Origin of the sequence: Klebsiella sp. 141251 (genome assembly GCF_050600725.1) — a bacterium.
In the GTDB taxonomy this organism is placed as follows: Bacteria; Pseudomonadota; Gammaproteobacteria; order Enterobacterales; family Enterobacteriaceae; genus Klebsiella; species Klebsiella aerogenes.
The window spans coordinates 279071-291499 of the sequence record NZ_JAQIRG010000002.1; the positions used below are offsets into that span (position 1 = coordinate 279071).

The 12429-nt window shown below is 50.0% G+C and carries 13 protein-coding genes and 1 pseudogene; 12 read left to right on the plus strand and 2 right to left on the minus strand.

All coding sequences use genetic code 11. The annotated features are described in order from the left end of the window. Window positions 1–20: 20 nt before the first annotated feature. The 10 genes and pseudogenes from PGR09_RS05910 to PGR09_RS05955 all read left to right on the plus strand — a co-directional run bounded on the left by PGR09_RS05910 (window position 21) and on the right by PGR09_RS05955 (window position 9475). On the plus strand, window positions 21–1055 hold the full coding sequence (locus tag PGR09_RS05910) for an amidohydrolase family protein (RefSeq protein ID WP_430915899.1): 1035 nt from the start codon (window positions 21–23) through the stop codon (window positions 1053–1055). A 150-nt stretch (window positions 1056–1205) separates the two neighbouring features. Further along, window positions 1206–1778 carry an NAD(P)H-dependent oxidoreductase gene (locus tag PGR09_RS05915; RefSeq protein ID WP_047048324.1) on the plus strand — a complete coding sequence of 191 codons (573 nt, stop codon included), beginning with the start codon at window positions 1206–1208 and terminating at the stop codon, window positions 1776–1778. A gap of 2 nt (window positions 1779–1780) precedes the next feature. Continuing rightward, window positions 1781–2800 (plus strand): aldo/keto reductase, encoded by a 1020-nt coding sequence (locus PGR09_RS05920; RefSeq protein WP_396279697.1) that lies wholly within the window; start codon window positions 1781–1783, stop codon window positions 2798–2800. A 59-nt stretch (window positions 2801–2859) separates the two neighbouring features. Then, window positions 2860–3555: a putative quinol monooxygenase gene (locus PGR09_RS05925; RefSeq protein WP_213797314.1), complete on the plus strand. Its 696-nt coding sequence runs from the start codon at window positions 2860–2862 to the stop codon at window positions 3553–3555. 15 nt (window positions 3556–3570) lie between these two features. After that, a complete protein-coding gene (locus PGR09_RS05930; RefSeq protein WP_032705781.1) occupies window positions 3571–4374 on the plus strand; it encodes a carboxymuconolactone decarboxylase family protein in 804 nt (267 codons plus the stop codon). A 349-nt stretch (window positions 4375–4723) separates the two neighbouring features. Further along, window positions 4724–4857 (plus strand): annotated as a pseudogene (locus PGR09_RS05935) (hypothetical protein); the annotation flags it as partial. 40 nt (window positions 4858–4897) lie between these two features. Further along, entirely contained in the window at window positions 4898–5350 is a 453-nt protein-coding gene (locus PGR09_RS05940) for a nuclear transport factor 2 family protein (RefSeq protein WP_047048333.1), read from the plus strand. Window positions 5351–5461: 111 nt separating this feature from the next. After that, window positions 5462–5722, plus strand: coding sequence for a hypothetical protein (locus PGR09_RS05945; protein ID WP_047048336.1), 261 nt, complete (start codon window positions 5462–5464; stop codon window positions 5720–5722). A 16-nt stretch (window positions 5723–5738) separates the two neighbouring features. Next, window positions 5739–8846 (plus strand): multidrug efflux RND transporter permease subunit, encoded by a 3108-nt coding sequence (locus tag PGR09_RS05950; protein WP_430915900.1) that lies wholly within the window; start codon window positions 5739–5741, stop codon window positions 8844–8846. 11 nt (window positions 8847–8857) lie between these two features. After that, the gene (locus PGR09_RS05955) at window positions 8858–9475 is read left to right on the plus strand and encodes a TetR/AcrR family transcriptional regulator (protein ID WP_020078793.1); all 618 of its coding nucleotides are present in this window, start codon (window positions 8858–8860) and stop codon (window positions 9473–9475) included. A gap of 67 nt (window positions 9476–9542) precedes the next feature. On the opposite strand, the gene PGR09_RS05960 is transcribed toward PGR09_RS05955, so the two are convergent. Together PGR09_RS05960 and PGR09_RS05965 are read right to left on the minus strand one after the other, a co-directional pair. Continuing rightward, a complete protein-coding gene (locus tag PGR09_RS05960; RefSeq protein WP_047048342.1) occupies window positions 9543–10019 on the minus strand; it encodes a hypothetical protein in 477 nt (158 codons plus the stop codon). Next, window positions 10016–10771, minus strand: coding sequence for a winged helix-turn-helix domain-containing protein (locus tag PGR09_RS05965; protein ID WP_430915901.1), 756 nt, complete (start codon window positions 10769–10771; stop codon window positions 10016–10018). The genes PGR09_RS05960 and PGR09_RS05965 overlap by 4 nt, the downstream gene beginning before the upstream one ends. Window positions 10772–11073: 302 nt before the next feature. On the opposite strand from PGR09_RS05965, the gene PGR09_RS05970 reads away from it, so the two are divergent. Next, window positions 11074–11823, plus strand: a complete 750-nt coding sequence (locus PGR09_RS05970) for a fimbrial protein (protein ID WP_045394403.1) — start codon at window positions 11074–11076, stop codon at window positions 11821–11823. A gap of 76 nt (window positions 11824–11899) precedes the next feature. After that, window positions 11900–12406 (plus strand): CS1 type fimbrial major subunit, encoded by a 507-nt coding sequence (locus PGR09_RS05975; protein ID WP_015366620.1) that lies wholly within the window; start codon window positions 11900–11902, stop codon window positions 12404–12406. The last annotated feature ends 23 nt before the right edge of the window (window positions 12407–12429 follow it).

Genomic DNA, 12429 nt, shown 5'->3' on the forward strand with positions numbered 1-12429 from the left:
TTTGTATGAAGGGTGAGAATATGAAAATCATTTGCCTTGAAGAACATTATCTCGACTGCGAGTTAGGCCGAGCGTGTATGCCTGTTGCGCTTGAGCAGGCGCCTTCCCTTGGCGACTGGGGGAAAACCGTCGCTGATGGTCATAATCCTGACCGAAGCCGGCCGCAGATAGAAAAGAATGCGCTGATAAACGCGAAAGGCGCTGATTTGGGAAGCCGCCGCCTCAGGGATATGGATGAAGCTGGAATTACCCTGCAGATACTCTCTGTGGGCGGATTCCCCCAGTTGGCACCCGAGGATGAAGCGGTAACATTAAATATGGCGGCAAACGATCGCGTTGCCGGGGCGGTAAGAAATCACCCGGATCGCTTCGCGGCATTTGCCACACTTCCCTGGGCACAGCCGGAAGAGGCTGAAAATGAGCTTGTCCGCGCAGTTGAAAAACTAGGATTTAAAGGAGCACTGCTGAATGGCAGACCCTCTTCATGCTTTCTCGATCATCCTGACTATGACTCCCTGCTTTCCCGCTTTAATAAACTGAATGTGCCACTCTATCTTCATCCCGGATTACCGCTTAAAAGCGTACAGCAGGCCTACTTCACGGGCTTCAGCGCAGAGGTCAACGCCAGGCTTTCTATGTTTGGCTGGGGCTGGCATCACGAAGCGGGGATCCATTTGTTGCGGCTGATGTTATCGGGCGCATTTGATAAATATCCCAACCTGCAGGTAATCAGTGGCCACTGGGGGGAGATGTTACCCTTCTGGCTGCAGCGTCTTGATGACAGCCTACCACTGGCTGCAACGGGTCTGTCACGCACGCTAACGAGAACCTTCCAGGAACACGTTTACGTTACCCCGTCAGGTATGCTGACACTGCCGCACTTCAAGTTTATCTACGAGTTAATGGGGGCAGAAAGGATCCTGTTCTCCGTCGATTATCCCTATCAGACCCTGGACGGTGTAAAAACCTTTATCGACAGTCTGCCTGTCAACAAGGCTGAAAAAGAGGCCATCGCATTTCGCAATGCAGAACGTTTACTGGGCATCACGGCGTAGTTCACGGGTTCGTGATGACCGGTACAATGAGAACAGTTGACCATTATTAGTTTTTGTCTAAAAGTGAATGAGTCTTTACTGCTCTAAAAAAAATAATGGTGTCACTCTATACTGGGTTAAACATTCACCAAATATATTTAACTCATTGAAATGAAAAATATCCTTATTGTTTCAGGTCATCCTGAGCTTACCCATTCCGTCGCCAATGCCACGATCCTTGATGAAGTGGCGACCGCCCTTCCCGATGCTGAAATTCGTCGTCTGGACTGGCTCTATCCGGACGGCAAATTCAATATCGCTGCGGAGCAGGAAAGCCTGCTCAGGGCCGATGTGATTGTCTGGCAGTTTCCTTTTTCCTGGTATGGGCTGCCCGGGTTAATGAAACAATGGCTGGACGAGGTCTTTGTCCACGGCTTCGCGCATGGCTCAACGGCGAAACTGGGCGGTAAAAAGCTGCTCCTCTCCTTCACTACAGGGGCGCCACAGGCGCTCTATACCGCTGACGGTTTCTTTGGCCATGCCATTGAAGAGTATCTTATTCCGTTCGAGACCACGGCAAAACTGTGCAATCTTGAGCTGCTGGCGCCGGTTTATACCTGCGGTATCAGCTATGCCGACCGGGATGCCGACAAAATCGCGCAGCAAAAAACGCTTGCCCGGGAACACGCTTCAAGGCTTGTCGATCTGCTCAATTCCGTCGTGAATAATCCAGAGAGAGAATAACGATGCAGTATACCCGGCTCGGTAAAAGTGACTTACTGGTCTCCCGCATCTGTATGGGATGTATGGGGTTTGGCGACCCGTTAACGGGCCAGCATCGCTGGACGCTGGACGAAACAGCAAGCCGGGACATCATCCGCTACGGTCTCGAAAAGGGTATCAATTTTTACGATACCGCCATCGCCTATCAGAACGGCTCCAGCGAGCGATACGTTGGCCGGGCGCTGCGGGAGATGGCAAAACGCGAGGACGTGGTGCTGGCCACCAAGTTTCTGCCACGAACCGCCGCGCAAATTGCTGCGGGGATCGGCGGAAAAGAGGCAATAGCCCAATCGCTCGACCAGAGCCTGCAGAATCTGGGGATGGACTACATCGACCTCTACATCTACCACATCTGGGATTACAACACGCCAGTTATTGAGGTGCTTGAAGCGCTTCATGCCGCCGTTACTGCGGGCAAAGTGCGCGCTATTGGTATTTCCAATTGCTATGCCTGGCAGCTGGCGAAGGCGAACGCCCTTGCAGAACGCGAAGGGCTGACGCCCTTTGTCTCCGTGCAAAGCCACTACAACCTGATTATGCGTGAAGATGAACGAGAGCTCTTCGGTCTGTGCGCTGAAGATGATATCGCAATGACCCCCTATAGCGCGCTGGCCAGCGGTCGTCTCTCCCGGAAAGAAGGCCACACGCGGCGAGCCACGGAGGATGATTATGCGCGCGGAAAATATGACAGCACGGCTGAACAGGATCGGAGCATTATCGAGCGCGTCGCCGAACTTGCCGAACGGCATCAGGTGTCTATGACGGAAATATCTCTCGCCTGGTTGCTGACAAAAGTCACGTCACCTGTCGTCGGGGCCACAAAAAAAGATCACGTCGATGACGCGGTAAACGCCGTAAATCTACAACTGAATCCGGAGGAAATCCGGTTTCTGGAAGAAACCTACCAGCCGCATGTTCTGACGGGGATCATGGGGCAAAACACGCCGCAAATGAAAGACGTTAAGCAGGTCTGGACGCGGTAGCAAACAGTAATTTCAGTAAAAGGATCATCGTGAAAAAGCCCCTTATGCTTTTAATTTGTATGCTCATAAGCTGCCCTGTCTTTGCAACAAAACTGGACGCGCCGGATAAGGTAGTGATGAATATCTTTGAGCTCGGCGTCAGGCACGATCGGGACAAAGATTTTGCAGACGTAGCCAGACAGACGATTTCCGCTTCGGTTGATCATGAAGCAGGTACGCTGGCGATGTACGCCCTGCACCGCAGCGACAATCCACGTAAGGCATTCATGGTCGAACTCTATGAAAACGAGAGTGCTTACCGCAAACATCTGAATGCCGAACCATACAAGGCATTCGCTGCCCGGGCACCTGACATTATCGATCGGAAAAATAAAATCACTCTGGAGCCCCAGTTTCTGGGGGACAAACACATCATACCGAATGAGCGAACCATTAATAATCTGGTGATCGTCGAGGTAAAGCCTGAATTACAGACCGAATTTAAAAACATCGTCATGCCTGAAATGGCTGAGTCACTCAAAGTAGAGAAAGGCGTGTTAGCCATGTATTCCGCTACAGACTCACAGACTCCGAACCGCTGGTATTTCTATGAGATTTACGCCAGTGAGGAAGCGTATCAACTGCACCGACAAACGCCACACTTCCGTGACTATCTCAGGCAAACGGCGCATATGAGCACCAGTAAGGACGCTATCCCGGTAAAACCGGTATTTCTTCGTAACAAAGGCGGAATCAAACAGGATCCGCACCGTTGACCAGTGAGGATTGACATGAAAAGCGTAATTGCAGCAGCGGCCATGTCGCTTGTTATTTCTGATTTTGCTAATGCTGAGGAAACAAGAGGTAAAACTATGATGAAAATTGAACCTTCAGCGATTTCTGAAGCTGATATTCGTTCTGTCTCACCGGCTCTTGCGCGCTTTGGTCGAGAAGCTATTACTGAAGATCTGTGGACACGCGATGCCCTCTCGCCCAGGGATCGTAGTATGGTGACCGTCGCCATGCTAATTGCCAGAAACCAGCCTGGCGACCTTAAGCACTATATAGACATTGCCCTTGATAATGGCGTTACACCAGCGGAATTGTCAGAAATCATTACCCATCTGGCGTTCTACTCAGGTTGGCCAAATGCAATGTCAGCCGTCAGCGTGACCAAAGCAGTATTTGAAACTCGTGGCGTCACGGCAGATGCACTTCCTGAAGCTTCTCCGGACCTGCTTCCTCTCAATCAGGAAGCAGAAAAGCAGCGTTCAGAGACAGTGGAAAAAAATGTTGGCCCAATATCTCCAGGCCTGGTTAAATTCACTGCTGATCCACTGTTCCTGGATCTCTGGCAAAGACCCGCGCTGAAACCCCGCGACAGAAGCCTGATTACGGTCAGCGCCTTAATCGCATCCGGACAGAGCGCGCAGATTGGCTATCACCTCAATAGAGCAATGGATAATGGACTTTCTGTTGAGGAAGCTGGTGAGATCGTTACCCAGGCCGCCTTCTATGCTGGCTGGCCAAACGCATTTACCGCTGCTCCGGTTGTGGGAGAGGTGCTAAACAATCGATCATCGAGTAAAAGGTAACATTACTGAACACTAAAACCTGACGCACATCACAAAATTAGAACGATCAGTTCATGAACCAACAGACGTGACATCGAGTGATTTATGGACAGCGTTTAACACAGTTATGAACCAAAACTGAGTTCATAACTGTGAGCTTGAATCGCCATTTGATTAATATCCATTTAAAACAGTTTGTTATACTGTTTCTGGTGCTGTCGTAAATTATGTATATTCCTCAAACCCAGAATAGTTAAATCACATTAAGCATACCTGACGATCTCCACATGGGATTATGAACCTGGTAATTTGTGGTGATTAGCGACCTCCCGCAAAGCAGACCAAACTGCCCTTTTTTCTTCTTAAGTAAAAGCAGCTTGATCTAAACGAGTCGATGCCGCAGATTCAAGACTCCATTTGTTCATGGAGTCAGCTCAATCAGCCGCAAACTCAGCAGACCGTTACTGTCTGAAATGTCGCTGGGTGGCCGGTTCATTAACCTGACAGGCCTGAAACCTGACATCAAACCATCGCTGGAGGAAGCATGCTTAAAAAATCGATAGTCGCCCTTTCATTGTTTTTCGCTCTGACGCCCGCCGTTTTTGCGGGCAATAGCGAAAGCGAGCTGTTGAATAAAAAGAATGTCATTGATTTTTATAATAAGGCCTTAAACGACAAAGACTTCTCTGCCGCCAGGCCCTATCTCGGGGATCGCTATGTACAGCACAATCCGATGGCAAAAGATGGCGTGGAAGGCTTCGAGCAGTTTATCGCTTTTCTGAAGAGTAAATATCCCGACTCGCACAGCGAAATCAAGCAGGCATTCGTCGACGGAGATAACGTGATTTTGCATGTTGAAGTAACCGGTCGTGAGCCAGGCGTTACGCGGGCTATCGTGGATATCTTCCGCCTCAACGAACAGCACAAAATCGTTGAACATTGGGATGTTACCCAAAACGTTCCGCAAAAAACCGCCAGCGGCAACGGCATGTTCTAAGACCTTTGACTCACGCTCTTGCTTTCCCTTTTTTCATTCGTATAGAAGATTGCTTGTTTAAATAATTTATTTACTTTACTGTAAAGTAAATAAATTCATGAGATCACACTGATGCTCAACGAAAGAAATTGGGGAAAGCTTCTTTATTTCATTGGCTTATGGCTTTTTAGCTCCAGTGCTGATGCTGGTTTGCCAAACTTCAGCAGTGAATACTTGCGCGCATCACCATGTGTTGCAACCCGCAAATTGTTCACAATCAACTCCTACGGCGTGGCAAAACAGATACCGCCCTTGCCTTTTTCTCCTCTTCCGGCTGACGACGAGCTAAACGAACCAACTGACGCGTTTGCTATGCAAAAATCCCTTAACTGACTAAAGGTGAATAACAATGCTGGCCCGTTTTTTTGTCTTTCGCCCGGTTTTTGCCGCGGTCATCGCCATCTGCATCATGGCAACCGGCGCTCTCGCCATGATGACTTTGCCGGTGGAACAGTATCCGGATATCGCCCCGCCTGCTGTTAATGTCACGGCTAACTATACTGGCGCTTCAGCAGAAACCGTCGAGGATAGCGTTACTCAGGTGCTGGAGCAGCAGATCAAAGGTATCGATGGGTTGATCTACTTTTCCTCAAGCAGCAGTTCAGCTGGCCAGGCCCGCATTAGCCTTAGTTTCGATCAGGACGTTAACCCTGATATGGCGCAGGTACAGGTACAAAACGCGGTAAATCAAGCAATTACACGATTACCACAAGAGGTGCAGCAGCAAGGAATTACCGTTACCAAATCTCAGGGGGACAGCTTGATGGTGGTAGCCTTGTATGACCCAAGCAGGCAATTAACCAGTCTTGATATTAGCGATTTCCTCATCAGCTCTTTACAAGAACCGTTGAGCCGCGTCGAAGGCGTGGGTGAAACCACTGTTTTTGGCGCGCAGTATGCCATGCGCATCTGGCTCAATCCGCTCAAACTGACCAGCTATGGATTGATGCCCTCGGACATACAGGCCGCGATCGAGGCGCAGAATTCGCAAGTGACCAGCGGTGAAATTGGTTCTCTGCCGACGATTGAGGGACAATATTTGAACGCCACGGTGACGACGCAGTCCCGCCTTGGTCATCCGGAGCAGTTTGAGAATATTATTCTACGCACTCATCGCGATGGCTCAGTAGTGTACTTGCGCGACGTGGCCCGCGTGGAAATCGGCGCGGAAAACTATCAAAACCAAACGACGCTCAATGGTTACCCTTCCGCTGGGATCTCAATTCAGTTGGCCTCGGGAGCCAACGCGCTGGAAACGGCGGAGAAAGTTAGGACTGAAGTCGAACGCCTTTCTCCCCGCTTTCCACAAGGCGTAATCGCCGCCTATCCACGCGACAGCACTCCGTTTGTGACGGTATCGATCGAAAGCGTGGTGCATACGCTGATTGAAGCGATACTCTTTGTCGTGGCCGTTATGTATCTTTTTCTTCAAAGCTGGCGTGCAACGCTTATCCCGACCCTGACGGTACCGGTGGTTCTATTGGGCACTTTCGGCATTCTCAGCCTGCTTGGCTACAGCATCAATACACTGACCCTTTTTGCCATGGTGCTGGCAATCGGGCTGCTGGTAGATGACGCTATCGTGGTGGTGGAAAATGTTGAACGTTTGATGGCAGAGGAAAACCTCACTCCACAGGAGGCCACGCTGCGCTCGATGAATGAGATAACCGGGGCGCTGATAGGTATTGCTCTGGTTCTCTCCACCGTTTTTATCCCGATGGCGTTCTTTGGTGGCTCTGTGGGGATTATCTATCGTCAGTTCACCGTGACCATTGTTTCAGCAATGGCGCTGTCTGCATTGGTCGCTCTGACGCTGACGCCAACGCTGTGCGCCCACCTGCTCAAGCCTGGACACATAAATAAAGGTCGTTTTTTTACCCTCTTCAATCGCGGAGTAACGATAAGTCAGAACAGCTACCTGGCCACACTTCGTCGAATGACCGCCCATCCACTCCGTTTTGTTTGTCTGGCCCTGTTACTAACTTTTTTGATGCTCTGGCAATATCAAAAGCTCGCAAGCGGATTTTTGCCCGAGGAGGATCAGGGCGCGGTTATGGTTCAGTACTCGCTGCCGTCTGGTTCGCCGATGTCGATGACCGAGGCCGTTGGCGCGGATATTACCCACTATTTTATGACTGAGGAGAGAGATAACCTCGACGTTATTTTTATGGTCACAGGAAGAAATAATGCCGGTAGCGGGCAGAACGTCGGTATGGCATTCGCTGAGTTAAAACACTGGGACCAGCGTCCCGGGAAAGAAAACAGCGCTCAGGCCATTATTCTACGCGCGAACCAGTATTTTAATAAAAATGCCAGGCAGGCCAACATAAGCGTGATGTCACCCCCGACCATTCGCGGTCTCGGACAATCCAGCGGTTTTGAATTATGGCTGCAGGACAGCGCCGAAAATGGCAGTGCGGCACTTATGCAGGCACAAACCACCCTGCTCAATGCCGCCAGAGAGAATCCTGCTCTTAACGCGGTAAGGATTAATAGTCTGGAGGAAAAGGCGCAGCTGCAGGTCGATGTCGACCGACAAAAAGCGCAGGTTCAGGGGCTGGATCAGGCCGATATCAACAATACGCTTTCAGCGGCCTGGGGGGGCATATATGTTAACGACTTTGTCGATCGAGGGCGGGTTAAACGCGTGTATATCCAGGGAGACGCGCCCTGGCGTTCAACACCGGAACATTTATCCGCCTGGTTTGTCCGTGGCAACAGCGACAACATGGCGTCCTTTGACAGCTTCTCGACGCTTCGCTGGACCAGCGGACCGCAGATGCTTCAGCGTTTCAATGGGCTGTCGGCCGTGCAGTTTCAAGGAGGTGCTGCGTCTGGCGTCAGCTCCGGCATGGCAATGGCTGAAATGTCCGAAATGGTCAGCTCGCTGAACGGATTTGACCTGCATTGGAGCGGTTTGTCATGGCAGGAGCGCTCATCTTCGGTGCAAACGCTGTGGGTCTATCTGGCATCGCTAGCCTTTATGTTTCTGTGCCTCGCTGCCTTATATGAAAGCTGGTCGATCCCCATTGCCGTGATGTTGACTATCCCGTTGGGCATCATTGGCGCGATCAGCGCTTCGTTGCTCGCCGGTTATGAAAATGATATTTATTTCCAAGTGGGGATGTTAACAACAATGGGCCTTTCGGCCAAAAATGCGATCCTGATCGTCGAATTCGGGCTATCGCAGTTTCAGCAAGGAAAAAGCCTGACGGAAGCAGCACTGGAAGGCGCACGGCTGCGCTTGCGTCCGATTATTATGACCTCACTCGCATTTGTTGTCGGCGTGATCCCTCTGGTACTCTCTGCAGGTGCCGGCGCTGCCAGCCAACAAGAAATTGGGACGGCGGTGATTGGTGGCATGCTTTCAGGGACGCTACTGACGTTGCTTTTCGTTCCACTATTTTTCCTGCTAGTGCAGCAAGGAATCATGCGACTGAAAAGTCGCAAACAGTAAGGACTCAATTGATGGTCAATCAACGCGGGCGGCCGATGAAAGCTCGCCCTCGCATTTTGCAAACCGCGCGTGAGCTGTTTCTCCAGCACGGACTGGACGTGTCTTTGGATACCATCGCCGCCGAAGCGGGCACCACGCGTCCGACGCTGTACAGCCATTTTCCCGGTGGTAAAGATGCGCTGCTGCTGGAGACTTTTGCGTTTCTGAATGACACAATGCAGCCCCCCCTACGCCAGCTTTTACAGGAACGTCAGCAGGATTTTCCCGCGCTGCTGCACGGATTTGCAAACGTTGTGCAGCAGCACTTCTATGCCCCTGAGAACATCCATTTTCAGCGCTTACTGATCCAGGTTCTCGTGCAGAAACCCGAGCTATATGTCACGCTTGAGCAACGGCCCTCCGGTCGCGTACTGCAGGCACTCAGCGAGATCCTTGCGCAAAAACGAGACGAGGGACTGTTGACCATCAACGACCCGGAACTGCAGGCAACAGCGTTTCTCGGCGCAATTATGGGTTACCCGCTGCCTGGGGCGCTCATTGCACAAAAAGCAATAGATCCAAAAAGGCTGGAGCAACTTGCCGACTGCGCAATTGAGGGGTTTCTCAAAGCATGGGGGTACAAGCCGTAATGCTTTGCCACAACTATCTGAAAAAACAAGGAGAATACCTGAGGTACTCTCCTTGTTTTATAGGTGGTTAATCACCCCGACATATATAAGTGGGATAATGCCGATCCTGGATCAGCCACACCGAAGGCGCAACCTCGGAGATGGTAAGATAGTAGCGGGCGGTTGGATTGGCAAAGCTTCCCCATTGCGCATCCGGCGTGTTGTCATTGTGCCTGCGCCAGGTTTTGGTGTAACTCAATACCACCACTTTATCATCATCCCGCCGCGACCAGATAAAATCGACATCTCTGTCAACGATCATACTCTGGCCATTTGCCCAGGCAGCGCCTTTATAGGCAGTCAGGCCAGTACCGTCGCGGTGAAAATAGAACTGAGCAACAGTATTAACCCGCACTTCACTGGCCTTCCCTTCATTGCGCGTAAAATTAAATTCTGTACTGCAGGCCAGTACATCACGTTTACCAACTCCGGTAGAACAGTAATAAAGCGCCATTCCGCCACCGAGCAGAAAAATACCGAGGCCACAGAAAACTTTAATTTTCATTTTTCTGCTCCACTTTTATAGCGAATGGTTTTACACAAACTGGCTTTATTGATCTGGCATGCGCCGATAAACACTTCATCCGCAGCGACCAGGGAAAAACGAGCGCTGAAATAATAGACGTTGTACTCCTCGCGCTGGCACGCTACGTTGTTTTTATCCAGCAACGCGGCCAGTTTCGATAATACCAACGGTCGCCCATGATCGTTAATAAGCCAGATGCTACATTTAGCGATTTTTTGCTCAACCGGCTTTAGCTTTATCGGCGTCGTTATATTCTGTTGTTGGCGAATAATTATACCAATACCGAATACCGACGCTAATAATGCCGTGAATACCAGCCACCATTTCAGACGTCGTGGTTGCTTCCTCTTTTCAGCGTTTTGTCGCTGGGGTTGAGGTTCGCTTGCGTAAGCGTTTTGCGCTGGTTGAAAAATAACATCCGCCTCAAACCGGAAACCATAGCGTGGTATGGTCACAATCAATTCATGATGTTCTCCCAACGCCTGGAAGCTTTTGCGTAACTCACTTATCGCTTTGTTGAGATTATTTCCCGAAGGCGTGAAACCGAATTCCTGCCACACGCGGGTAATCAACTCCTCACGGCTAAGTTCGCTTCCTTTATGTCGAATAAATTCCTGTAACAGACGCACGGCGGGTGCCGAAAGCGTTAATACGGACTCAGGCTGTCCAACAATACTTAATGTGTGAGCTTCAGGATCAAATAACAACGAATTGTTGCATATAAAAAACATATTTCATTCTCGGCTGTTGCCGCTTGCTTTTTATCCCTGTAACTGCAGGCAAGAAATCCCCTTCTGAATTAGCTTATTTTTTCATCAGTAGGAATTTTCTCCCCATCCTGGGTTGCGGCATTTTCTTTTAACTATACAACTTTAAAGCCTGGATTGCAGGATAAAGAACTGTATTTTTTAAGTTAACTAATACAAATTTTCACAACCTGCTGTTCCGGTTAAAGTTTCCCTGTCCTGAAGCGATACGAAAGCAGACGGTGTCGTGGTGTAAAAACGCCGTACATGAACTCAGAGCAGGCAGAATGAATGTGAAAGTAAAAAACAGAGTAAACAAGTCCACTGCGCTTTATCTCGCTGCCCTGTCGATGTCATTTTTCGCAGAAATGACACAGGCTAATATGAGCGTTTACCCGATGGAACTTAACGTCGACAGTTCCGGGACGGCCCAAATCAGAGTGGCCTCTAAAAGCGATGATATTCAGTTCATTCGGGTGAGGCAAAAGAAAATTCTTAATCCGGGTACGCCACAGGAAAAAGAAGTTGAGATGGCAGCCTGGAAAGACGGTGGCGTTGTCGTTACCCCTGAAAAATTCGCCTTAGCGGCAGGCGCTTTACGTATCGTGAGGCTGGTATCTCTGACGCCGCCAGAAAAAGAGAGTACCTGGCGCGTTTATTTTGAAGGGGTAAAACAGCCGGATAGTATTCTGCCCGCAGCATCCGCGGGAACGCCGGCTTCGGCCAAACTCGGCGTTAACGTTATCTGGGGAGCATTGGTTCATTTGGCGCCGGAAAAGCCGGTGGTTTCTCTGCGAATAAATCCCGCAGCTGGAACTTTAAAAAATGACGGCTCTTTGCGGGTACCGCTGAAAGAAATTGGCGCTTGCGATGTTAATGATAAATGCAGGTGGTTTAAAGAAGATGCGACTATTTATCCGGACACCGAGCGAAAATTAAAAGTGCTCACTCAGGTTCGTGGCCAAAAATATAAATTCCGCTATTTCAACTGGATTAATAAAACAGCTGAAGAAGCCGACTTACCCGTCGTGCAATAACACGACATCACTGTCAAAACCACGTGTGGTTTGTTTAAAGAGCTAATGGAGCTCGTTTATAAATATGGAGATATCAATGAAGAAGTATATTAAACCTCTGATGATCGTTGCTGCGATGTCGACTGCGTTCAGCGCAATGGCTATTCAGAAGGATATTACGGTTAATGCCAACGTAGATTCCCAGTTGGATATGACCCAGGCCGATAATACGCCATTACCAGCCAGCATCGATATGCAATATCTGCCGGGCCGTGGGCTGGAAAGCTACCGTCTGAATACCAAGATCTGGTCGAACTCAGCCACCAGCAACGTCAAAGTGCGTCTGGTTAGCGCAGCGAATCTGACCAATGAAGATGGCGCCGAAACGGTACCGATGACCGTAAAACTGGGCGATAAAACCCTGAATACCACCGATGCTGAATTCACCGGTAGCGAACTGTTCCCGGGCAGCGTTGAAAACGGTTCTGCGGTCCTGCCGCTGACCATCTCTCAGACCACAAAAGGCATTCTGAAAACCGGTCAGTACAGCGGCGTGGTGAGTCTGATGCTGACTCAGGCGACCACCGCGGAAGGCGGTGCGTAACCCCACAATACGTATAAGGAAGT